This is a genomic window from Flavobacterium sp. LPB0248 (assembly GCF_013388355.1).
GTDB lineage: Bacteria > Bacteroidota > Bacteroidia > Flavobacteriales > Flavobacteriaceae > Flavobacterium.
Map to the genome: position 1 here is coordinate 3,389,964 of NZ_CP058246.1, position 19,904 is coordinate 3,409,867.

The following is a 19,904-nucleotide window of genomic DNA, read 5'->3' on the forward strand; positions in this document are numbered from 1 at the left end:
ACTTTTAAGAAAAAGACATGAGAAAAAGAGCGGCAAAGAAAAGACCACTTTTACCGGATCCAAGGTTTAATGACCAATTAGTTACACGTTTTGTGAACAACTTAATGTGGGATGGTAAGAAATCTACAGCTTTTAAAGTATTTTATGATGCAATTGATATCATTGAAACTAAAAAGCAAAATGATGAGAAAACTTCATTAGAGATCTGGAAAGATGCTTTAACAAACGTTATGCCTCACGTAGAAGTACGTAGCCGTAGAGTTGGTGGAGCTACATTCCAAATTCCAATGCAGATTCGTCCAGACAGAAAAATTTCTATGGCAATGAAGTGGTTAATACTTTATTCTAGAAGAAGAAATGAAAAATCTATGGCACAACGTTTAGCTTCTGAGTGTTTAGCTGCTGCTAAAGAAGAAGGTGCTGCGGTTAAGAAAAGAATGGATACTCACAAAATGGCAGAAGCTAATAAAGCATTCTCTCACTTTAGATTTTAATTCGTAAGAAATGGCTAGAGATTTAAAATATACAAGAAATATCGGAATCGCTGCTCACATTGATGCTGGTAAAACAACAACAACTGAGCGTATTCTTTTTTATACTGGAAAGTCACATAAAATTGGTGAGGTGCACGATGGTGCTGCAACAATGGACTGGATGGCTCAAGAGCAGGAAAGAGGTATTACAATTACTTCTGCTGCTACAACTTGTACTTGGAACTTTCCAACTGTACAAGGTAAAGTTATTCCAGAATCATTACCATACCACTTTAATATTATTGATACTCCTGGACACGTTGATTTTACTGTAGAGGTAAACCGTTCTTTACGTGTACTTGATGGTTTAGTTTTCTTATTTAGTGCTGTTGATGGTGTTGAGCCTCAATCAGAAACTAACTGGAGACTTGCTGATCAATATAGAGTTCCTCGTATGGGATTCGTAAATAAAATGGACCGTCAAGGTGCTAACTTTTTAGCTGTATGTGGACAGGTTAAAGATATGTTGAAATCGAATGCGGTTGCAATTACTTTGCCTATTGGTGATGAAGCAGATTTTAAAGGTATTGTTGACTTAGTGAAAAATCAAGCTATTGTATGGCATGATGAGACTCAAGGAGCTACTTTTGATATCGTTGATATCCCAGCTGATATGGTTGATGATGTAAAACACTACCGTTCTATTCTTATCGAAGAGATTGCAACTTACGACGAGAATCTTTTGGATAAATACATGGAAGATGAAAACTCTATTACAGAGGAAGAAATCAACAATGCGTTAAGAGCTGCAACTATCGATATGGCAATCATTCCTATGCTTGCTGGTTCTTCTTTCAAAAACAAAGGAGTTCAATTTATGTTAGATGCTGTTTGTAAGTATTTACCATCTCCATTAGATAAAGAAGGTATTGAAGGAATTCACCCTGACGATGCTGAATTGTTAGAAGAAGATCAAACTAAAATCTTACGTCGCCCAGATGTAAAAGAGCCGTTTGCTGCTTTAGCATTTAAAATTGCTACTGATCCATTCGTAGGTCGTTTAGCTTTCTTCCGTGCTTACTCTGGACGTTTAGATGCTGGTTCTTATGTTTTAAATACTCGTTCTGGTAACAAAGAGAGAATCTCTCGTATTTACCAAATGCACGCTAACAAACAAAATCCAATCGAATTTATTGAGGCTGGAGATATTGGAGCTGCTGTAGGATTTAAAGATATTAAAACTGGGGATACTTTGTGTGATGAAAAGAGTCCAATTATCTTGGAATCTATGAAATTCCCAGAGCCGGTAATTGGTATTGCTATCGAACCTAAAACTAAAGCTGACGTTGATAAAATGGGTATGGCTTTGGCTAAATTAGCTGAAGAGGATCCAACATTTACTGTAAGAACTGACGAGGCTTCTGGTCAAACTATTATTTCTGGTATGGGTGAGCTTCACTTAGATATCTTAGTTGATCGTATGAAACGTGAGTTTAAAGTAGAGGTTAACCAAGGTGAGCCACAAGTAGAGTACAAAGAGGCGTTTACTAAATCTGCTCAACATAGAGAAACTTACAAAAAACAATCTGGAGGTCGTGGTAAATTCGGTGATATCGTATTTAGAATCGAGCCTGCTGATGAAGTTGATGGTAAAGTTCCGGTTGGATTACAGTTCGTAAATGAGGTAAAAGGTGGTAACGTTCCTAAAGAATATATCCCTGCTGTTGAAAAAGGTTTCCGTGAAGCGATGAAAACAGGTCCATTAGCTGGATATGCTGTTGATAGTTTAAAAGTAACTTTATTAGATGGATCTTTCCACCCTGTGGATTCTGATGCTCTTTCTTTTGAATTAGCTGCTAGAATGGGTTATAAAGAATCTGGACGTGCTGCTGGAGCTGTTATTCTTGAGCCAATCATGAAAATCGAAGTTATTACTCCTGAAGAAAATATGGGTGATATCGTAGGTGATTTGAACCGTCGTAGAGGTCAGGTTAATGACATGGGTGATAGAAATGGTGCTAAAACTATTAAAGCTGATGTGCCTTTATCAGAAATGTTTGGTTATGTTACTACATTAAGAACATTATCTTCTGGTAGAGCAACTTCAACAATGGAGTTTTCTCACTATGCAGAAACACCTTCTAATATTTCAGAAGAGGTAATCAAAAAAGCAAAAGGTAACGCTTAATTTTAAGAAAATGAGTCAAAAAATCAGAATAAAACTAAAATCTTACGATCACATGTTGGTAGATAAATCTGCTGAAAAGATCGTAAAAACAGTAAAAACTACTGGAGCGGTTGTAACAGGTCCAATTCCGTTGCCAACTCACAAAAAACTTTTCACTGTATTGCGTTCTCCGCACGTTAACAAAAAAGCGAGAGAGCAATTTGAAGTAATGTCATACAAGAGATTGATTGATATTTATTCATCTTCATCTAAAACTATTGATGCTTTAATGAAACTTGAATTGCCAAGTGGAGTTGAAGTTGAAATTAAAGTATAATTTTATTATATTTTTTTATATAAAAAGCGAGGTAGTAATGCCTCGCTTTTTTTGTTTGTGAAATATGATTTTGAGATGTGTGTTTTGTGATTTTTTTATTTTTTTTAAATCTTGGATGTTTTTGTAAAAGCCTTTGTTTAAAGGTAGTGCGGGTGTTTGGTGTCGCGATTGTATTATTTAATTGTTAAGTAAAAAGTCTTTTTATGTGGTGAATAAGAGCTTGGGTTTTTGTGGTAAAAAAGTTTCTTTTGTTGGTATTTTGAGGCTTGGATTTTGATAATGAGCGATTTAATTTTTCTAACTGTTTGGTTTATTCAATTTTAATATCTACTTTTGCACTCCCTGTTTGGAAATTTCTGTTATTTTCAAATTGAAGGGAATTTTAGTAATTAATAATTAATATTTATGTCTGGGTTAATTGGTAAGAAAATCGGCATGACTAGTATCTTCGACGAAAACGGGAAAAATATTCCTTGTACAGTAATCGAAGCTGGACCATGTGTTGTTACCCAAGTCAGAACCAACGAGGTTGACGGGTATGAAGCGTTGCAACTTGGTTTCGATGACAAAAACGAGAAACATTCTACTAAAGCGGCTTTAGGTCACTTTAAAAAAGCTGGAACTGTTGCTAAGAAAAAAGTCGTTGAATTCCAAGATTTTGCAACTGAACAAAAATTAGGAGATCTTATTGATGTTACTATTTTTGAAGAAGGAGAATTTGTAGATGTACAAGGTGTGTCTAAAGGTAAAGGTTTCCAGGGTGTTGTTAAACGTCACGGTTTTGGTGGTGTTGGACAAGCTACTCATGGTCAGCACAACCGTTTAAGAGCGCCAGGTTCTGTAGGAGCTTCTTCTTATCCATCTAGAGTATTCAAAGGAATGCGTATGGCTGGAAGAATGGGAGGAGAAAATGTAAAAGTTCAAAACCTTAGAGTTTTAAAAGTAGTTGCTGATAAGAATCTACTTGTTGTTAAAGGATGTGTTCCTGGGCACAAAAACTCTTATGTAATCATTCAGAAGTAATGGAAGTAAAAGTATTAGATTTCAACGGAAAAGATACTGGAAGAAAAGTTCAACTTTCTGATTCAGTATTCGCAATTGAACCAAACAATCACGCTGTATATCTTGATGTTAAGCAATATCTTGCTAATCAAAGACAAGGTACTCACAAAGCTAAAGAAAGAGCTGAAGTAACTGGAAGTACGCGTAAGATTAAAAAACAAAAAGGAACTGGTACTGCTCGTGCAGGAAGTGTTAAGAATCCTTTGTTTAAAGGTGGTGGAACAGTTTTCGGACCAAGACCAAGAAGTTATTCATTCAAATTGAATAAAGGCTTGAAGAGATTAGCTAGAAAATCAGCTTTCTCAATCAAAGCAAAAGAGTCAAATATTGTGGTTTTAGAAGACTTTAATTTTGAAGCGCCAAACACTAAAAATTTCATTAACGTTTTGAAAGCTTTAGGGTTAGAAAATAAAAAATCTCTATTTGTGTTGGGTGAGTCGAATAAAAACGTATATTTGTCGTCACGCAATTTAAAGGCTTCAAATGTCGTAACTAGCTCAGAATTAAGCACTTACGCAATATTAAACGCTAATAATTTAGTGCTTTTGGAAGGTTCTTTAGAGTTAATTGAAGAAAATTTAAGTAAATAATAGGAATATGAGCATCATTATTAGACCTATAGTAACGGAAAAAGTAACCAAAGAAAGTGAAGTTCTAAACCGCTTCGGATTCGTTGTTAACAAAAAAGCAAACAAAGTTGAGATTAAGAAAGCTGTTGAGGCTGCTTATGGAGTAACTATCGTTTCTGTTAACACAATGAATGTGAGACCAGATAGATCTACTAAATACACTAAAAGTGGTTTAATCAGTGGAAAGACAAATGCATATAAAAAAGCAATTGTTCAAGTACAAGAAGGAGAAACAATTGATTTTTACAACAATATCTAAGATAGAAAAATGTCAGTAAGAAAATTAAAACCTATTACCCCGGGTCAGCGATTTAGAGTTGTGAATGGTTATGACGCTATTACAACTGATAAGCCGGAACGCTCTTTGATAGCACCGATAAAAAACTCAGGAGGTAGAAATAGTCAAGGAAAGATGACCATGCGTTATACGGGTGGTGGTCACAAGCAGAGATATCGTATCATTGATTTCAAAAGAACTAAAGATGGAATTCCAGCTACAGTGAAATCAATCGAGTATGATCCAAATCGTACTGCATTTATCGCTTTATTAGCTTACGCTGATGGAGAGAAAACTTATATTATCGCTCAAAATGGATTGAAAGTTGGTCAGAAATTAGTTTCTGGTCCAGAGTCTCAGCCAGAAATCGGTAATACATTACCTTTAAGCAGAATTCCTCTTGGAACTGTTATATCTTGTATTGAGTTACGTCCAGGACAAGGAGCTGTTATTGCTCGTTCAGCTGGAACTTTTGCTCAGTTAATGGCAAGAGACGGGAAATATGCAACAATTAAAATGCCATCTGGTGAGACAAGATTAATCTTGTTAACTTGTTCGGCTACAATTGGAGCTGTTTCTAACTCTGACCACCAATTAGTTGTATCTGGAAAAGCGGGTAGAACAAGATGGTTAGGAAGAAGACCTAGAACTAGACCAGTAGCGATGAACCCTGTTGATCACCCTATGGGAGGTGGTGAAGGACGTTCTTCTGGAGGGCACCCACGTTCAAGAAACGGATTGCCAGCTAAAGGTTACAGAACTCGTTCTAAGAAAAACCCGAGTAACAAGTATATCGTAGAACGTAGAAAGAAATAATAAGATATGGCACGTTCATTAAAAAAAGGACCTTTCGTTCATTATAAATTAGACAAGAAAGTTCAAGAAAACGTAGAAAGTGGTAAAAATGCAGTTGTTAAGACTTGGTCTAGAGCTTCAATGATTACTCCAGATTTCGTTGGACAAACTATCGCAGTTCATAACGGTCGTCAATTTGTACCAGTTTACGTAACAGAAAACATGGTAGGTCACAAATTAGGAGAGTTTTCACCAACTAGATCTTTTAGAGGTCATGCTGGAGCAAAAAATAAAGGTAAAAAATAAGAAGCAATGGGAGTTCGTAAAAGAGAAACAGCAGATGCGAGAAAAGAGGCTAATAAGTCTATTGCTTTCGCAAAATTGAATAACTGCCCTACTTCACCTAGAAAAATGCGCTTAGTAGCGGACTTGGTAAGAGGTCAGAAGGTGGAAAGAGCACTTAACATTTTAAGATTCAGTTCTAAAGAAGCTTCAAGAAAATTAGAAAAACTATTATTGTCTGCAATCAATAACTGGGAGCAAAAAAATAGTGAAGGTAATTTAGAAGAGGCTGGATTATTTGTTAAAGAGATCAGAGTAGATGGTGGAATGATGTTAAAAAGACTTCGTCCAGCTCCACAAGGTCGTGCACACAGAATAAGAAAACGTTCTAATCACGTTACAATCGTGCTTGGAGCTATCAATAACACACAAAGCAATTCTTAAGCAGCATGGGACAAAAGACAAATCCAATTGGAAATAGACTTGGTATCATCAGAGGATGGGACTCAAACTGGTATGGTGGAAATGATTACGGTGATAAATTAGCCGAAGATCACAAAATCAGAAAGTATATCCATGCTCGTTTATCAAAAGCTAGTGTATCAAAAGTAATCATCGAGAGAACTTTGAAACTTGTAACCGTTACTATCACTACTGCTAGACCTGGTATCATTATCGGAAAAGGTGGACAAGAGGTAGACAAGTTAAAAGAAGAACTTAAGAAAGTTACTGACAAAGAGGTTCAAATCAATATCTTTGAAATTAAAAGACCTGAGTTAGATGCTTATCTTGTGGCGACAAGCATCGCTCGTCAAATCGAAAGCCGTATTTCTTACAGACGTGCAATCAAAATGGCTATTGCTGCTTCTATGCGTATGAACGCTGAGGGTATCAAAGTTTTGATTTCTGGTCGTTTGAATGGAGCTGAGATGGCGCGTTCGGAAGGTTTCAAAGAAGGTAGAATTCCTCTATCAACTTTCAGAGCTGACATTGATTATGCTCTTGCTGAAGCTCATACTACTTACGGTAGAATGGGAATTAAAGTATGGATCATGAAAGGTGAAGTTTATGGTAAGAGAGAACTTTCTCCACTTGCTGGAATGGACAAAAAACAATCTGGTGCAGGTGGTGGAAAAGGTGGAGATGCTCCTAGAGGCAAATCTAACTTTAACAAAGGTGGAAAACCAGACGCTCGTAAAAGAAAGTAAATTTTTAAACTAAAGAAAAATGTTACAGCCTAAAAGAACAAAATACCGTAAGGTACAAAAAGGTAGAATGAAAGGTAACTCTCAAAGAGGGCATGAGCTTTCAAATGGAATGTTTGGTATTAAATCTGTACATGAAGATGGAATGTTCTTAACTTCTCGTCAAATCGAAGCTGCACGTATCGCTGCAACTCGTTACATGAAAAGAGAGGGACAATTATGGATTAAAATTTTTCCAGACAAACCTATTACTAAGAAACCTCTTGAAGTACGTATGGGTAAAGGTAAAGGAGCAGTTGAGTATTGGGCTGCTGTTGTTAAACCAGGAAGAATTATGTTTGAAGTTGGAGGAGTTCCATTGTCAGTTGCAAAAGAGGCTTTACGTCTTGCAGCTCAAAAACTTCCAGTAAAAACTAAGTTCGTCGTTGCTAGAGATTTCGAAGCATAATTTATATTTATTATGAAACAATCAGAAATAAAAGATCTTTCTGCAGCGGAGTTGCAAGAAAAGCTTAGTCAAACTAAGAAAGTATATGCTGACCTAAAAATGGCTCACGCAATCTCTCCAATTGCTAACCCACTTCAAATTAGAAGCGTTAGAAGAACAGTTGCAAGATTAGCTACAGAGTTAACTAAAAGAGAGTTACAATAATTGTATTCTGCTGAAAGATGGAAGAAAAAAGAAATTTAAGAAAAGAAAGAATAGGTGTTGTTACTTCAAACAAGATGGATAAGTCTATCGTGATTTCTGAAGTAAGAAAAGTAAAACACCCATTATACGGTAAGTTCGTGTTGAAAACTAAGAAATATGTTGCACACGACGAAACAAACGACTGTAACATTGGTGATACTGTAAGAATTAGCGAAACGCGTCCTTTAAGTAAAACAAAATGTTGGAGATTAGTTGAAATCTTAGAAAGAGCTAAATAATTATGGTACAACAAGAATCAAGACTAAAAGTAGCAGATAACACGGGAGCTAAAGAAGTTTTAACTATTCGTGTTTTAGGAGGTACTAAAAGAAGATATGCCTCTGTTGGTGACAAAATTGTAGTTTCTATCAAAGATGCAACTCCAAACGGAAACGTGAAAAAAGGAGCTGTTTCAACTGCAGTTGTTGTACGTACTAAAAAAGAAGTGAGAAGAGCTGATGGTTCTTATATCCGTTTCGATGACAATGCATGTGTTCTTTTGAATGCTGCAGGTGAAATGAGAGGAACTCGTGTTTTTGGTCCGGTAGCAAGAGAACTTCGTGAAAAACAATTCATGAAAATTGTATCATTAGCACCAGAAGTGCTTTAATTCGTTTTTAAGATGATAAAGCTAAAAATAAAATCAGGAGATATCGTAAGAGTTATTGCTGGGGACCATAAAGGTGCTGAAGGTAAAGTTTTACGTGTTTACCGTGAGAAAAATAAAGCGATAGTTGAAGGTGTAAACATGGTTTCAAAACATACAAAACCAAGTGCTAAAAACCCTCAAGGTGGTATCGTTAAGAAAGAAGCTTCTATTCAAATTTCTAACATTGCTTTAATTGATCCTAAAACTAAGGAAACAACTAGAGTAGGTATTAGAGTAGAAGGAGATAAGAAAGTAAGATTTTCAAAAAAATCTAATCAAGTACTATAGTAATGGCATATACACCTAGACTAAAAGAAGAATATAAGAGTAGAGTAATCTCTGCTCTTAAAGAGGAGTTCGGATATACAAACGTAATGCAAGTTCCTAAACTTGAAAAAATCGTTTTGAGCCGTGGAGTTGGTGCAGCTGTATCTGATAAAAAACTTATTGACTATGCTGTTGATGAGTTAACAAAGATCACTGGACAAAAAGCAGTTTCTACAATCTCTAAGAAAGACGTTGCGTCTTTCAAATTGAGAAAAGGAATGCCTATTGGAGCAAAAGTTACTTTACGTGGAGAAAGAATGTATGAGTTTTTAGATAGACTTATTACTTCTGCTTTGCCACGTGTTAGAGATTTCAGTGGTATTAAAGCTACAGGTTTCGACGGAAGAGGTAACTATAATCTTGGAGTTTTAGAGCAAATCATTTTCCCAGAAATTGATATTGACAAAGTAAACAAAATTTCAGGAATGGATATTACTTTTGTTACTACTGCAAAAACAGACAAGGAAGCAAAGTCATTATTGGCTGAATTAGGATTACCTTTTAAAAAGAATTAAGACATGGCTAAAGAATCAATGAAAGCCCGTGAGGTTAAAAGAGAGAAAACGGTAGCTAAGTATGCTGAAAAAAGAAAAGCTTTATTAGAAGCTGGAGATTATGAAGGCCTACAAAAATTACCTAAAAATGCTTCACCAGTTCGTTTGCATAACCGTTGTAAATTAACAGGTAGACCAAGAGGTTATATTCGTCAATTTGGTATTTCTCGTGTAACTTTCCGTGAAATGGCTAATAATGGATTAATTCCTGGTGTTAAAAAGGCATCTTGGTAATCTCGCAATAAGTTATTACTTTTGCAAACCAAAAAATAATTTTAATTGATTAAAGGTTCGGGAGACGGGTGTCTCCCGAAAACCATAATCGCAATCAAATACATATGTATACAGATCCTATTGCAGATTATTTGACTAGAGTTCGTAACGCTGTGGCTGCAAACCACAAAGTTGTTGAAATTCCAGCTTCTAATCTTAAAAAAGAGATAACTAAGATCTTATTTGATCAAGGTTACATCTTAAGTTACAAATTTGAGCAGAACACAGTTCAAGGTTCTATCAAAATTGCTTTAAAGTATGATAAAGATACTAAAGAGCCTGTAATTAAAGATATCCAAAGAATTAGTAAACCTGGTTTACGTAAGTACGCAGGTGCTGCCAAATTACCTAGAATCCTTAACGGATTGGGAATTGCTATTGTTTCTACATCAAAAGGTTTGATGACTGGAAAACAAGCTAAGCAATTAAATGTAGGTGGTGAAGTAATTTGTTACGTATACTAATTTTAAACACTAGATAAGATGTCAAGAATAGGTAAAAGCCCAATTGTAATCCCTGCTGGTGTAACTGTAGAAGTTAAAGACGGTATTATTACAGTAAAAGGAAAAAGAGGTCAACTAGTTCAAGAGTTTTCGGACGTAAATGTAACTGTTGAAGGCGATCAAGTTTTAGTTGAAAGATCGTCTGATCATAAAGACCACAGAGCAAAACACGGATTATTCAGATCTTTGATCAGTAATATGGTTGTTGGTGTTTCTGAAGGTTTCACAAAAGAACTAGAATTAGTTGGAGTTGGTTATAGAGCTTCAAACCAAGGTCAAAAATTAGATTTAGCTCTTGGATATTCTCACAATATTGTTTTAGAGATTGCTCCTGAAGTATCTTTAGAAACAGTATCTGAAAAAGGTAAGAACCCAATCGTAAAATTAACATCATTTGATAAACAACTTTTAGGGCAAGTTGCTGCGAAAATCAGAGGTTTCCGTAAGCCAGAGCCGTACAAAGGAAAAGGTGTTAAATTTGTGGGTGAAGTATTAAGAAGAAAAGCAGGTAAATCAGCTTAAAATATAAGATTATGTCATTAACAAAATCTGAAAGAAGACAGAGAATTAAATTCAGAATTAGAAAATCGGTTAGTGGTTCAGCTGCAAGACCTAGACTTTCTGTTTTTAGAAGTAACAAAGAAATTTATGCTCAAATCATTGATGATGTAAATGGAGTTACTATATTAGCTGCATCTTCGAGAGAAAAAGAAATAGGAAAAGGTACTAACGTTGAAATCGCTGCTGCTGTTGGAAAATTAGTTGCAGAGAAAGCGTTAAAAGCTGGGATTGATACCATCACTTTTGATAGAGGTGGATATTTATATCACGGTCGTATTAAATCATTAGCAGAAGGCGCAAGAGCCGCTGGACTTAAATTCTAATATATTATGTCTAAATACAAAAATGTAGAATTGGTAAAACCTAGTGGTCTTGAACTTAAAGATCGTCTAGTTAGTGTTAATCGTGTTACTAAAGTTACAAAAGGTGGTAGAGCTTTTGGTTTTTCTGCTATTGTAGTTGTAGGTGATGAAAATGGAGTAGTTGGTCATGGATTAGGAAAATCTAAAGACGTTTCGGAAGCAATTGCGAAAGCAGTAGAAGATGCTAAGAAAAACTTAGTTAGAATTCCTTTAAATGGACAATCTGTTCCTCACGAACAAAAAGGTAAATTTGGTGGTGCACGTGTATTCTTAATTCCAGCGTCTCATGGTACTGGAGTTATTGCTGGTGGAGCTGTTCGTTCAGTTCTTGAGTCAGTGGGTATTCACGATGTATTGTCTAAATCTCAAGGATCGTCAAATCCACATAACGTAGTAAAAGCAACTTTTGATGCTTTATTGCAAATGAGAAGCGCTCATACTGTTGCAAAACAGAGAGGTGTTTCTTTAGAGAAAGTTTTTAAAGGTTAATTCAGGAAATTATGGCTAAATTATTAGTAAAACAAGTAAGAAGCAAAATCAACTGTCCTCTTTCTCAAAAGAGAGGGTTGGAAGCTTTAGGTCTACGTAAAATTGGACAAGTTGTGGAGCATGAGTCAAATCCTGCTATCCTTGGGATGATAAACAAAGTTAAACACTTAGTTTCTGTAGAAGAAGCTAAATAACAAATACTGTTATGAATTTAAGTAACTTACAACCTGCTGAGGGATCTACACACAATCAAAATAAAAGATTAGGTAGAGGAGAAGGTTCTGGAAAAGGTGGTACCGCTGCACGTGGACACAAAGGAGCAAAATCTCGTTCTGGTTATTCTAAAAAGATTGGTTTTGAAGGAGGGCAGATGCCACTTCAAAGACGTGTACCTAAGTTTGGTTTCAAAAACATCAATCGTAAAGAATACGAAGGTGTTAATTTAGATACTCTTCAATTATTAGTTGATAACGGTGTAATTACTGATTCTGTTTCTATGACAGATTTCGTAGCAAATCGTCTAGCTACTAAAAATGAAATCGTTAAGATTTTAGGTAGAGGAGAATTGAAAGCAAAATTAAAAGTAACTGCCCACAAATTTACTGCTACTGCAAAAGCTGCGATTGAAGCTGCTGGTGGAGAAGCTGTAACTATATAACTTATCTATTAAGATGAAGAAATTTATTGAATCAATAAGTAATGTTTGGAAAATCGAAGAACTAAAAAATAGAATCTTAATTACATTAGGTTTACTTTTAGTATATCGTTTTGGAGCACACGTTACGCTTCCTGGAATTGACGCAACGCAATTGACTGGTTTAGCGGGACAAACTAAAAATGGTCTAGGATCTATTCTAGACATGTTCACCGGGGGTGCTTTCTCTAAGGCTTCAGTTTTTGCTTTAGGTATCATGCCTTATATTTCTGCGTCTATTGTTGTTCAGTTGATGGGGATTGCGATTCCATATTTACAAAAACTTCAAAATGATGGGGAAAGTGGTAGAAAAAAGATTAATCAAATCACTCGTTGGTTGACAATCGCTATCACATTGGTTCAAGGTCCAACTTATATCTATAATTTATACAGAACATTGCCTAGTAATGCATTTTTGCTAGGCTTTAATTCTCCTGAATTTTTGTTCTCGTCTGTTATCATTTTGGTTACTGGTACAATTTTTGCTATGTGGCTTGGTGAGAAGATTACAGATAAAGGTATTGGAAATGGTATTTCATTGTTAATTATGGTTGGTATTTTAGCTCGTTTACCACAAGCTTTTATCCAAGAGTTTACAACTCGTGTTACCAATAACAATGGAGGTCCAATGTTATTAGTTATTGAAATTATTGTGTGGTTATTAGTTATTATATCTTGTGTGTTGCTTACAATGGCAGTACGTAGAATCCCTGTACAGTATGCTCGTCGTACAACTACAGGAGATTACGAACAAGATTTGGCTGGAGGTAATAGACAATGGATTCCTCTTAAGCTTAATGCTTCTGGGGTTATGCCAATCATTTTTGCTCAGGCAATTATGTTTATTCCTGCTGCTGTAGCTGGATTGTCTAAATCAGATACATCACAATCTATTGTTGGTGCATTTAGTAATATGTTTGGTTTCTGGTATAATTTTGTTTTTGCAACTTTAATTATTGTATTTACATTCTTTTATACTGCAATCACTGTACCTACTAATAAAATGGCTGATGATTTAAAGAGAAGCGGTGGTTTTATTCCAGGCGTACGTCCTGGAGCAGAAACTTCTGATTTCCTAGATAAAGTGATGTCTTTAATAACTTTCCCAGGATCTTTATTCCTTGCTTTGATTGCTGTGTTCCCAGCTATTGTTGTAAGTATTATGGATGTACAACAATCTTGGGCAATGTTTTTTGGAGGTACCTCATTAATAATTATGGTTGGAGTTGCAATAGATACTATTCAACAAATCAATTCATACTTGTTAAACAAACATTATGATGGTTTAATGAAGACTGGTAAAAATAGAAAAGCGGTAGCTTAATATATTTATGGCAAAACAATCAGCAATAGAACAAGACGGATCAATCATTGAAGCATTATCAAATGCGATGTTCCGTGTGGAGTTAGAAAATGGACATATTGTAATTGCTCATATTTCTGGAAAAATGCGAATGCATTATATCAAGTTATTACCTGGTGATAAAGTGAAACTAGAAATGAGTCCTTACGATTTGTCAAAAGCAAGAATTACTTATCGATATTAAAGGATATTCACTATGAAAGTTAGAGCATCAGTAAAAAAGAGAAGTGCCGAGTGCATTATCGTGCGTAGAAAAGGGAGACTGTACGTAATAAACAAAAAGAATCCTAGATTTAAACAAAGACAAGGATAATTATGGCAAGAATAGCAGGGGTAGATATCCCAAAAAACAAAAGAGGTGTTATCGCACTTACCTATATCTTTGGATTAGGAAAAAGTAGAGCTATTGAGATTTTAGAAAAAGCTCAAGTTAGCCAAGATAAAAAAGTTCAAGATTGGAATGATGATGAAATCGGAGCGATTCGTGAAGCTGTTTCATTTTACAAAATTGAAGGAGAATTACGTTCTGAAATTTCTTTAAACATTAAACGTTTAATGGATATCGGATGTTACAGAGGTATTCGTCATAGATCTGGTCTTCCATTAAGAGGGCAGAGAACTAAAAACAACTCAAGAACAAGAAAAGGTAAAAGAAAAACTGTTGCTAACAAGAAAAAAGCAACTAAATAATAAGTAATATGGCTAAAGCAACTGCAAAAAAACGTAAAGTTATCGTTGAATCAACGGGTGAGGCTCATATTTCTGCCACTTTTAATAACATTATTATTTCTTTGACTAATAAGAAAGGTGAAGTAATCTCTTGGTCTTCAGCTGGTAAAATGGGTTTCAGAGGTTCTAAAAAGAATACTCCTTATGCAGCTCAAATGGCAGCAGAAGATTGCGCTAAAGTAGCACTTGAGGCAGGACTTAAAAAAGTGAAAGTTTATGTAAAAGGGCCAGGTAACGGACGTGAGTCTGCTATCCGTTCTATTCATAACGGTGGAATCGAAGTTACAGAGATTATCGATGTTACTCCAATGCCACACAACGGATGTCGTCCTCCAAAAAGACGTAGAGTTTAATTTTTTATTTTTATAGTATAAACAAGGTAGAACATAGATTATCGAAGGATTAGACCTGAATTCATAATTTCTACCTTAAAATTTTTTTTAAAATGGCAAGATATACTGGTCCTAAAACCAAAATCGCTCGTAAATTTGGCGAGGCAATCTTCGGAGATGATAAATCTTTCGAAAAAAGAAATTACCCACCTGGACAACACGGGATGGCTAAAAAAAGAGGAAAAAAATCTGAGTATGCTGTCCAGTTAATGGAAAAGCAAAAAGCTAAATATTCTTACGGAATTTTAGAAAAACAATTCAGAAATTTATTCGAAAAAGCATCAGCTACTAAAGGAGTTACTGGTGAAGTTTTATTACAATTATGCGAAGCAAGATTGGATAATGTTGTTTTTAGAATGGGAATTGCTCCATCTAGAAGAGGTGCGCGTCAAATCGTTTCTCACAGACACATTACTGTAAATGGAGAGGTTGTTAATATTCCTTCTTACCACCTTAAGCCTGGTGATAAAGTTGCAGTTCGTGAAAAATCTAAATCTTTAGAAGCTATCGAACGTTCTTTATCAAATTCAAGTCATGTTTATGAATGGATTACTTGGAATAATGATCTTAAAGAAGGAACTTTCGTTTCTGTACCTGCGAGACTTCAAATTCCAGAAAACATTAAAGAACAATTAATCGTAGAGTTGTACAACAAATAATAATTGACTTAGTCGAAATTTATGGCAATATTTAATTTTCAAAAGCCCGATAAAGTTATCATGATCGATTCAACCGATTTTGAAGGTAAATTTGAGTTTAGACCTTTAGAACCTGGTTACGGATTGACAGTTGGTAATGCACTTAGAAGAGTTTTGCTTTCAGCGTTAGAAGGTTATGCAATTACATCTGTTCGTATCGAAGGTGTAGATCATGAGTTTTCTACTATTTCAGGTGTTGTTGAGGATGTTACCGAAATTATCCTTAATCTAAAACAAGTACGTTTCAAACGTCAGATTGAAGATATCGATAATGAATCAGTTACTATTTCTGTTTCTGGTAAAGATCAATTAACAGCAGGTGATTTTCAAAAATTTATCTCAGGTTTTCAAGTTTTGAATCCAGACCTTGTTATCTGTAATTTAGATTCTAAAATCAAATTGAACTTCGATTTAACAATCGAGAAAGGTAGAGGATACGTTCCTGCTGAAGAGAACAAAAAACAGAATGCTGCAATTGGAACAATTTTTACAGATTCTATTTTTACTCCGGTAAAAAATGTAAAATATGCAATCGAAAATTTCCGTGTAGAGCAAAAAACAGATTACGAAAAATTAGTTTTTGAAATCAAAACTGATGGATCTATTAATCCAAAAGATGCTCTTACTGAAGCTGCTAAAGTTTTAATTCACCATTTCATGTTATTCTCTGACGAAAGAATTACACTTGAGGCTGACGAAATTGCACAAACAGAATCGTATGATGAAGAGTCATTGCATATGAGACAATTGCTTAAAACTAAGCTTGTTGATATGGATTTATCTGTGAGAGCATTAAATTGCTTGAAAGCGGCTGAAGTTGATACACTTGGTGATTTAGTATCGTTCAATAAAAATGACCTAATGAAATTCCGTAATTTTGGTAAAAAATCTTTAACTGAACTTGATGAACTTGTTGCAGTGAAGAATTTAACTTTCGGAATGGATTTAGCTAAATACAAATTAGATAAAGAATAATTTACTTCATATTTTGCTCTCCATAGTGGATCGTAGCAAGATGAAGATAAAAAAAACACGTCATGAGACACGGAAAAAAATTCAACCACTTAAGCAGACAGACTGGACATAGAAAAGCTATGTTGGCTAATATGGCTTGTTCTCTTATTGAGCACAAACGTATTAACACTACTGTTGCTAAAGCTAAAGCGCTTAAACAATTCGTTGAGCCTTTAATCACAAAATCAAAAGAGGATACGACTCATAATCGTCGTATTGTTTTTGCTTACTTGCGCAGTAAATATGCAGTAACTGATTTGTTCAGAGATGTAGCTGCTAAAGTTGGAGACCGTCCAGGAGGATACACTCGTATCATTAAAGTTGGAAATCGTTTGGGAGATAACGCTGATATGGCGATGATCGAACTTGTTGACTTCAATGAACTTTACAACGGAGGTAAAAAAGAAGTTAAAAAAGCGAAAAGCCGTCGTGGTGGTAAAGCTAAAAAAGCTGAAACTGCTGCTCCAGAAGCTCCTGCTGCTGAAACAGAAACGACTACTGAAGCTTCTGAATAATTATGAAAGTAATCATTCTATAGAAATCAAGGATAAACTAATTTTTAGTTTATCCTTTTTTTTTGATTTTTTTGAAACGGAAGAAATGTAACTTATTTAAAATGATAGGTTTTATTTTTACGAATGAAAGTTTTAAAAAATCTTGGAAGGGCTATTTTAAAGAAGTAAATTTGCAAAATTCTAATTACACTTAAAACCTATATTTTGGTTTTATAACTTGATTAAAAAACAATACAAATTAAATAATGAAATACACAACACGACAAAGCGCCATTTTATTACTTAGTGACGGAACAATCTTTCACGGAAAATCTATCGGAATTAGCGGTAAAACTTTTGGTGAAGTTTGTTTTAATACGGGAATGACTGGGTATCAGGAAATTTTTACTGATCCTTCTTATTTTGGACAAATAATGGTTGCTACAAATACACATATCGGAAACTATGGTGTTAATGATTCTGAGGTGGAATCTGATAGTATTAAAATTGCCGGTTTAGTTTGTAAAAACTTTAGTTTTAATTATTCTAGAGAAAATGCTTCTGGAAGTTTAGAGGATTATTTTACTAAACAAAATTTAATATGTATTTCTGATGTAGATACTCGTGCACTTGTTAGTTATATTCGTGACAATGGTGCAATGAACGCTGTTATCTGTACAGATGGTACTTCAATAGAAGATTTGAAAAAAGAATTGGCTAACGTTCCGAATATGGAAGGACTTGAATTAGCTTCTAAAGTATCTACTAAAGAGCCATATTTTTTTGGTGATGAAAATGCTACTTATAAAATCTCAGCTTTAGATCTTGGAATTAAAAAGAACATTTTAAGAAACCTTGCTAAAAGAGATTGCTACATTAAAGTGTATCCTTTTAATTCTACTTACAAAGATATGTCTGAATTTAACCCAGATGGCTATTTCTTGTCAAACGGGCCTGGAGATCCAGATCCTTTGTTTGGGGCTATTCAAGTTGCTAAAGATATATTAGCAGATAACAAGCCTTTGTTTGGAATCTGTTTGGGACATCAGGTAATTGGTCTTGCGAATGGAGTTGAAACTTATAAAATGTTTAATGGGCACCGTGGAATTAATCATCCTGTAAAAAATATTATTACAGGTAAAGGTGAAATAACTTCACAAAATCACGGTTTTGCTGTTAAAAAAGAACAGTTAGATAATCATCCTGATTTAGAAATTACACACGTACATTTAAATGATGGAACAGTGGCTGGAATGAGAATGAAGAATAAGAATTGTTTCTCGGTTCAATATCACCCAGAGGCGAGTCCTGGACCACACGATTCATCATATTTATTTGATCAATTTGTGGAGAACATAAAAACTGCAAAAGCCTAAAACGATGTAGTTAATAAATAAACGTGTTTAATGACGAGAGTGCGTTTATAGTATTAAATATTTTTATAATTTCGAAAAAAAAATATAATTTATTAATAAAAAACAAAAATAATGAGTATTATAATTAAAGTTCACGCAAGACAAATTCTTGATTCTAGAGGTAATCCTACTATTGAAGTTGATGTAGTAACTGAAAATGGAGTTTTAGGTAGAGCTGCTGTTCCATCTGGAGCATCAACTGGAGAGCACGAAGCTGTTGAATTACGTGATGGAGGTAAAGCTTACCTAGGAAAAGGTGTTTTGAATGCAGTGAATAATGTAAATACTATTATTGCTGAAGAATTAGTTGGTACTTCTGTTTTCGAACAAAATACAATTGACCAATTAATGATTGATTTAGATGGTACTCCAAATAAATCTAAATTAGGAGCTAATGCTATTTTAGGAGTTTCTTTAGCTGCTGCAAAAGCTGCTGCAAATGAACTTGGTTTGCCATTATACAGATACGTAGGTGGAGTTTCTGCTAATACACTTCCTGTTCCAATGATGAACATCATTAATGGAGGTTCTCACTCTGATGCGCCTATTGCATTCCAAGAGTTTATGATTTTCCCTGTAAAAGCAACTTCTTTTACACATGCAATGCAAATGGGAACTGAAATTTTTCACAACTTGAAAAAGGTATTACACGATAGAGGTTTGAGTACTGCTGTAGGTGATGAAGGAGGTTTTGCTCCAAACTTAGCTGGAGGAACTGAAGATGCTCTTGATACAATTAAATTAGCTGTTGAAAAAGCAGGATATTCTTTCGGTGACGAAATTATGATTGCTCTTGACTGTGCTGCTTCTGAGTTTTATGTAAACGGAAAATACGATTATACTAAATTTGAAGGTGAAACTGGAAAAATCAGAACTTCTGCTGAGCAAGCTGAATACTTAGCTGAACTTGCTTCTAAGTACCCAATCATTTCTATCGAAGACGGTATGTACGAAGATGACTGGGATGGATGGAAAGCTTTAACTGAAAAAATCGGAGATAAAGTACAATTAGTTGGAGATGATTTGTTCGTAACTAATGTTGCTCGTTTGTCAACAGGTATCGAAAAAGGAATTGCTAACTCAATCTTAGTAAAAGTAAACCAAATTGGAACGTTAACTGAAACAATTGCTGCTGTAAACATGGCGAAAAACGCTGGTTATACATCTGTAATGTCTCACCGTTCTGGAGAAACTGAAGATAACACAATTGCTGACTTAGCTGTTGCTTTAAACTGTGGTCAAATTAAAACTGGTTCTGCTTCTCGTTCAGATCGTATGGCTAAATACAACCAATTATTGAGAATTGAAGAAGAATTAGGAAGTACTGCTTATTTCCCTGGTTTAAATGCTTTTAAAATCAAATAATTGAACAAATTATATATTGGAAAAAACCATCTGTTTGTGCAGATGGTTTTTTTTTGGAGTTTTAACAAATTCATAGCAGTATTCTTTTTTTAATTAGTCTTAAA

Annotated in this window: 33 protein-coding genes; all 33 read left to right on the plus strand. The window is 34.8% G+C overall.

Annotated features, from left to right (window positions below; genetic code table 11):
- The first annotated feature begins 17 nt into the window (after window positions 1-17).
- The 33 genes from rpsG (at window position 18) to eno (ending at window position 19,800) form a co-directional block, all read left to right on the plus strand.
- On the plus strand, window positions 18-494 hold the full coding sequence (gene rpsG / locus LPB248_RS14220) for a 30S ribosomal protein S7 (protein WP_026727879.1): 477 nt from the start codon (window positions 18-20) through the stop codon (window positions 492-494).
- A gap of 10 nt (window positions 495-504) precedes the next feature.
- Window positions 505-2,661, plus strand: a complete 2,157-nt coding sequence (gene fusA, locus LPB248_RS14225) for an elongation factor G (protein ID WP_111364460.1) — start codon at window positions 505-507, stop codon at window positions 2,659-2,661.
- Between the two features lie 10 nt (window positions 2,662-2,671).
- Window positions 2,672-2,977 carry a 30S ribosomal protein S10 gene (rpsJ, locus tag LPB248_RS14230; RefSeq protein ID WP_007803605.1) on the plus strand — a complete coding sequence of 102 codons (306 nt, stop codon included), beginning with the start codon at window positions 2,672-2,674 and terminating at the stop codon, window positions 2,975-2,977.
- Window positions 2,978-3,382: 405 nt separating this feature from the next.
- Entirely contained in the window at window positions 3,383-4,000 is a 618-nt protein-coding gene (gene rplC, locus LPB248_RS14235; RefSeq protein ID WP_111379743.1) for a 50S ribosomal protein L3, read from the plus strand.
- Window positions 4,000-4,629 (plus strand): 50S ribosomal protein L4, encoded by a 630-nt coding sequence (gene rplD / locus LPB248_RS14240; RefSeq protein WP_111379744.1) that lies wholly within the window; start codon window positions 4,000-4,002, stop codon window positions 4,627-4,629. Before rplC ends, rplD begins: the two co-directional genes overlap by 1 nt.
- A 7-nt stretch (window positions 4,630-4,636) precedes the next feature.
- Window positions 4,637-4,927 (plus strand): 50S ribosomal protein L23, encoded by a 291-nt coding sequence (rplW, locus tag LPB248_RS14245; protein ID WP_008464286.1) that lies wholly within the window; start codon window positions 4,637-4,639, stop codon window positions 4,925-4,927.
- Window positions 4,928-4,936: 9 nt separating this feature from the next.
- Complete coding sequence (gene rplB, locus LPB248_RS14250) at window positions 4,937-5,761, plus strand: 50S ribosomal protein L2 (protein WP_008464287.1); 825 nt, start codon at window positions 4,937-4,939, stop codon at window positions 5,759-5,761.
- A 6-nt stretch (window positions 5,762-5,767) separates the two neighbouring features.
- Window positions 5,768-6,046: a 30S ribosomal protein S19 gene (rpsS, locus tag LPB248_RS14255; protein ID WP_008464288.1), complete on the plus strand. Its 279-nt coding sequence runs from the start codon at window positions 5,768-5,770 to the stop codon at window positions 6,044-6,046.
- Window positions 6,047-6,052: 6 nt separating this feature from the next.
- Complete coding sequence (gene rplV, locus LPB248_RS14260; RefSeq protein ID WP_007803631.1) at window positions 6,053-6,466, plus strand: 50S ribosomal protein L22; 414 nt, start codon at window positions 6,053-6,055, stop codon at window positions 6,464-6,466.
- Window positions 6,467-6,471: 5 nt separating this feature from the next.
- Entirely contained in the window at window positions 6,472-7,230 is a 759-nt protein-coding gene (rpsC, locus tag LPB248_RS14265; protein WP_177212025.1) for a 30S ribosomal protein S3, read from the plus strand.
- A gap of 19 nt (window positions 7,231-7,249) precedes the next feature.
- Window positions 7,250-7,675, plus strand: coding sequence for a 50S ribosomal protein L16 (gene rplP / locus LPB248_RS14270; protein WP_008464295.1), 426 nt, complete (start codon window positions 7,250-7,252; stop codon window positions 7,673-7,675).
- A 12-nt stretch (window positions 7,676-7,687) separates the two neighbouring features.
- Entirely contained in the window at window positions 7,688-7,879 is a 192-nt protein-coding gene (gene rpmC, locus LPB248_RS14275) for a 50S ribosomal protein L29 (protein ID WP_008464297.1), read from the plus strand.
- Between the two features lie 17 nt (window positions 7,880-7,896).
- Entirely contained in the window at window positions 7,897-8,157 is a 261-nt protein-coding gene (gene rpsQ, locus LPB248_RS14280; RefSeq protein WP_012022485.1) for a 30S ribosomal protein S17, read from the plus strand.
- 2 nt (window positions 8,158-8,159) lie between these two features.
- Entirely contained in the window at window positions 8,160-8,528 is a 369-nt protein-coding gene (gene rplN / locus LPB248_RS14285) for a 50S ribosomal protein L14 (protein ID WP_007803649.1), read from the plus strand.
- Between the two features lie 12 nt (window positions 8,529-8,540).
- Window positions 8,541-8,855: a 50S ribosomal protein L24 gene (rplX, locus tag LPB248_RS14290; RefSeq protein ID WP_026727873.1), complete on the plus strand. Its 315-nt coding sequence runs from the start codon at window positions 8,541-8,543 to the stop codon at window positions 8,853-8,855.
- Between the two features lie 2 nt (window positions 8,856-8,857).
- Window positions 8,858-9,409 carry a 50S ribosomal protein L5 gene (gene rplE, locus LPB248_RS14295; protein ID WP_017495015.1) on the plus strand — a complete coding sequence of 184 codons (552 nt, stop codon included), beginning with the start codon at window positions 8,858-8,860 and terminating at the stop codon, window positions 9,407-9,409.
- A 3-nt stretch (window positions 9,410-9,412) separates the two neighbouring features.
- On the plus strand, window positions 9,413-9,682 hold the full coding sequence (gene rpsN, locus LPB248_RS14300) for a 30S ribosomal protein S14 (protein ID WP_031456037.1): 270 nt from the start codon (window positions 9,413-9,415) through the stop codon (window positions 9,680-9,682).
- A gap of 104 nt (window positions 9,683-9,786) precedes the next feature.
- The gene (rpsH, locus tag LPB248_RS14305; RefSeq protein WP_008464306.1) at window positions 9,787-10,185 is read left to right on the plus strand and encodes a 30S ribosomal protein S8; all 399 of its coding nucleotides are present in this window, start codon (window positions 9,787-9,789) and stop codon (window positions 10,183-10,185) included.
- Between the two features lie 18 nt (window positions 10,186-10,203).
- Window positions 10,204-10,746, plus strand: coding sequence for a 50S ribosomal protein L6 (gene rplF / locus LPB248_RS14310; RefSeq protein WP_177212026.1), 543 nt, complete (start codon window positions 10,204-10,206; stop codon window positions 10,744-10,746).
- Between the two features lie 11 nt (window positions 10,747-10,757).
- A complete protein-coding gene (gene rplR / locus LPB248_RS14315) occupies window positions 10,758-11,108 on the plus strand; it encodes a 50S ribosomal protein L18 (RefSeq protein WP_109190655.1) in 351 nt (116 codons plus the stop codon).
- A gap of 3 nt (window positions 11,109-11,111) precedes the next feature.
- The gene (gene rpsE / locus LPB248_RS14320) at window positions 11,112-11,636 is read left to right on the plus strand and encodes a 30S ribosomal protein S5 (RefSeq protein WP_085949269.1); all 525 of its coding nucleotides are present in this window, start codon (window positions 11,112-11,114) and stop codon (window positions 11,634-11,636) included.
- 11 nt (window positions 11,637-11,647) lie between these two features.
- Complete coding sequence (gene rpmD, locus LPB248_RS14325; RefSeq protein ID WP_008464315.1) at window positions 11,648-11,830, plus strand: 50S ribosomal protein L30; 183 nt, start codon at window positions 11,648-11,650, stop codon at window positions 11,828-11,830.
- Between the two features lie 11 nt (window positions 11,831-11,841).
- On the plus strand, window positions 11,842-12,294 hold the full coding sequence (gene rplO / locus LPB248_RS14330) for a 50S ribosomal protein L15 (protein ID WP_109190654.1): 453 nt from the start codon (window positions 11,842-11,844) through the stop codon (window positions 12,292-12,294).
- 13 nt (window positions 12,295-12,307) lie between these two features.
- Window positions 12,308-13,654, plus strand: coding sequence for a preprotein translocase subunit SecY (gene secY / locus LPB248_RS14335; protein WP_007803669.1), 1,347 nt, complete (start codon window positions 12,308-12,310; stop codon window positions 13,652-13,654).
- A 7-nt stretch (window positions 13,655-13,661) separates the two neighbouring features.
- The gene (infA, locus tag LPB248_RS14340; protein WP_007136545.1) at window positions 13,662-13,877 is read left to right on the plus strand and encodes a translation initiation factor IF-1; all 216 of its coding nucleotides are present in this window, start codon (window positions 13,662-13,664) and stop codon (window positions 13,875-13,877) included.
- Between the two features lie 12 nt (window positions 13,878-13,889).
- Window positions 13,890-14,006 carry a type B 50S ribosomal protein L36 gene (gene ykgO, locus LPB248_RS14345; RefSeq protein ID WP_002987490.1) on the plus strand — a complete coding sequence of 39 codons (117 nt, stop codon included), beginning with the start codon at window positions 13,890-13,892 and terminating at the stop codon, window positions 14,004-14,006.
- A 2-nt stretch (window positions 14,007-14,008) separates the two neighbouring features.
- Window positions 14,009-14,383, plus strand: a complete 375-nt coding sequence (gene rpsM / locus LPB248_RS14350; RefSeq protein ID WP_008464322.1) for a 30S ribosomal protein S13 — start codon at window positions 14,009-14,011, stop codon at window positions 14,381-14,383.
- 8 nt (window positions 14,384-14,391) lie between these two features.
- Window positions 14,392-14,775, plus strand: coding sequence for a 30S ribosomal protein S11 (gene rpsK, locus LPB248_RS14355; RefSeq protein ID WP_026727866.1), 384 nt, complete (start codon window positions 14,392-14,394; stop codon window positions 14,773-14,775).
- A 92-nt stretch (window positions 14,776-14,867) separates the two neighbouring features.
- Window positions 14,868-15,473, plus strand: coding sequence for a 30S ribosomal protein S4 (rpsD, locus tag LPB248_RS14360; protein ID WP_008464326.1), 606 nt, complete (start codon window positions 14,868-14,870; stop codon window positions 15,471-15,473).
- A 21-nt stretch (window positions 15,474-15,494) separates the two neighbouring features.
- Window positions 15,495-16,487: a DNA-directed RNA polymerase subunit alpha gene (locus LPB248_RS14365; RefSeq protein WP_008464329.1), complete on the plus strand. Its 993-nt coding sequence runs from the start codon at window positions 15,495-15,497 to the stop codon at window positions 16,485-16,487.
- Between the two features lie 62 nt (window positions 16,488-16,549).
- Entirely contained in the window at window positions 16,550-17,041 is a 492-nt protein-coding gene (gene rplQ / locus LPB248_RS14370; protein ID WP_095931493.1) for a 50S ribosomal protein L17, read from the plus strand.
- Between the two features lie 245 nt (window positions 17,042-17,286).
- Window positions 17,287-18,396 carry a glutamine-hydrolyzing carbamoyl-phosphate synthase small subunit gene (gene carA, locus LPB248_RS14375; RefSeq protein ID WP_177212027.1) on the plus strand — a complete coding sequence of 370 codons (1,110 nt, stop codon included), beginning with the start codon at window positions 17,287-17,289 and terminating at the stop codon, window positions 18,394-18,396.
- Between the two features lie 111 nt (window positions 18,397-18,507).
- A complete protein-coding gene (gene eno, locus LPB248_RS14380; protein WP_177212028.1) occupies window positions 18,508-19,800 on the plus strand; it encodes a phosphopyruvate hydratase in 1,293 nt (430 codons plus the stop codon).
- The last annotated feature ends 104 nt before the right edge of the window (window positions 19,801-19,904 follow it).

What these genes read in the sequence shown, in the direction of transcription:
- rpsG (WP_026727879.1), top strand. Translation starts at nt 18, where the DNA reads ATGAGAAAAAGAGCGGCAAAGAAAAGACCACTTTTACCGGATCCAAGG.
- fusA (WP_111364460.1), top strand. Translation starts at nt 505, where the DNA reads ATGGCTAGAGATTTAAAATATACAAGAAATATCGGAATCGCTGCTCAC.
- rpsJ (WP_007803605.1), top strand. Translation starts at nt 2,672, where the DNA reads ATGAGTCAAAAAATCAGAATAAAACTAAAATCTTACGATCACATGTTG.
- rplC (WP_111379743.1), top strand. Translation starts at nt 3,383, where the DNA reads ATGTCTGGGTTAATTGGTAAGAAAATCGGCATGACTAGTATCTTCGAC.
- rplD (WP_111379744.1), top strand. Translation starts at nt 4,000, where the DNA reads ATGGAAGTAAAAGTATTAGATTTCAACGGAAAAGATACTGGAAGAAAA.
- rplW (WP_008464286.1), top strand. Translation starts at nt 4,637, where the DNA reads ATGAGCATCATTATTAGACCTATAGTAACGGAAAAAGTAACCAAAGAA.
- rplB (WP_008464287.1), top strand. Translation starts at nt 4,937, where the DNA reads ATGTCAGTAAGAAAATTAAAACCTATTACCCCGGGTCAGCGATTTAGA.
- rpsS (WP_008464288.1), top strand. Translation starts at nt 5,768, where the DNA reads ATGGCACGTTCATTAAAAAAAGGACCTTTCGTTCATTATAAATTAGAC.
- rplV (WP_007803631.1), top strand. Translation starts at nt 6,053, where the DNA reads ATGGGAGTTCGTAAAAGAGAAACAGCAGATGCGAGAAAAGAGGCTAAT.
- rpsC (WP_177212025.1), top strand. Translation starts at nt 6,472, where the DNA reads ATGGGACAAAAGACAAATCCAATTGGAAATAGACTTGGTATCATCAGA.
- rplP (WP_008464295.1), top strand. Translation starts at nt 7,250, where the DNA reads ATGTTACAGCCTAAAAGAACAAAATACCGTAAGGTACAAAAAGGTAGA.
- rpmC (WP_008464297.1), top strand. Translation starts at nt 7,688, where the DNA reads ATGAAACAATCAGAAATAAAAGATCTTTCTGCAGCGGAGTTGCAAGAA.
- rpsQ (WP_012022485.1), top strand. Translation starts at nt 7,897, where the DNA reads ATGGAAGAAAAAAGAAATTTAAGAAAAGAAAGAATAGGTGTTGTTACT.
- rplN (WP_007803649.1), top strand. Translation starts at nt 8,160, where the DNA reads ATGGTACAACAAGAATCAAGACTAAAAGTAGCAGATAACACGGGAGCT.
- rplX (WP_026727873.1), top strand. Translation starts at nt 8,541, where the DNA reads ATGATAAAGCTAAAAATAAAATCAGGAGATATCGTAAGAGTTATTGCT.
- rplE (WP_017495015.1), top strand. Translation starts at nt 8,858, where the DNA reads ATGGCATATACACCTAGACTAAAAGAAGAATATAAGAGTAGAGTAATC.
- rpsN (WP_031456037.1), top strand. Translation starts at nt 9,413, where the DNA reads ATGGCTAAAGAATCAATGAAAGCCCGTGAGGTTAAAAGAGAGAAAACG.
- rpsH (WP_008464306.1), top strand. Translation starts at nt 9,787, where the DNA reads ATGTATACAGATCCTATTGCAGATTATTTGACTAGAGTTCGTAACGCT.
- rplF (WP_177212026.1), top strand. Translation starts at nt 10,204, where the DNA reads ATGTCAAGAATAGGTAAAAGCCCAATTGTAATCCCTGCTGGTGTAACT.
- rplR (WP_109190655.1), top strand. Translation starts at nt 10,758, where the DNA reads ATGTCATTAACAAAATCTGAAAGAAGACAGAGAATTAAATTCAGAATT.
- rpmD (WP_008464315.1), top strand. Translation starts at nt 11,648, where the DNA reads ATGGCTAAATTATTAGTAAAACAAGTAAGAAGCAAAATCAACTGTCCT.
- rplO (WP_109190654.1), top strand. Translation starts at nt 11,842, where the DNA reads ATGAATTTAAGTAACTTACAACCTGCTGAGGGATCTACACACAATCAA.
- secY (WP_007803669.1), top strand. Translation starts at nt 12,308, where the DNA reads ATGAAGAAATTTATTGAATCAATAAGTAATGTTTGGAAAATCGAAGAA.
- infA (WP_007136545.1), top strand. Translation starts at nt 13,662, where the DNA reads ATGGCAAAACAATCAGCAATAGAACAAGACGGATCAATCATTGAAGCA.
- ykgO (WP_002987490.1), top strand. Translation starts at nt 13,890, where the DNA reads ATGAAAGTTAGAGCATCAGTAAAAAAGAGAAGTGCCGAGTGCATTATC.
- rpsM (WP_008464322.1), top strand. Translation starts at nt 14,009, where the DNA reads ATGGCAAGAATAGCAGGGGTAGATATCCCAAAAAACAAAAGAGGTGTT.
- rpsK (WP_026727866.1), top strand. Translation starts at nt 14,392, where the DNA reads ATGGCTAAAGCAACTGCAAAAAAACGTAAAGTTATCGTTGAATCAACG.
- rpsD (WP_008464326.1), top strand. Translation starts at nt 14,868, where the DNA reads ATGGCAAGATATACTGGTCCTAAAACCAAAATCGCTCGTAAATTTGGC.
- LPB248_RS14365 (WP_008464329.1), top strand. Translation starts at nt 15,495, where the DNA reads ATGGCAATATTTAATTTTCAAAAGCCCGATAAAGTTATCATGATCGAT.
- rplQ (WP_095931493.1), top strand. Translation starts at nt 16,550, where the DNA reads ATGAGACACGGAAAAAAATTCAACCACTTAAGCAGACAGACTGGACAT.
- carA (WP_177212027.1), top strand. Translation starts at nt 17,287, where the DNA reads ATGAAATACACAACACGACAAAGCGCCATTTTATTACTTAGTGACGGA.
- eno (WP_177212028.1), top strand. Translation starts at nt 18,508, where the DNA reads ATGAGTATTATAATTAAAGTTCACGCAAGACAAATTCTTGATTCTAGA.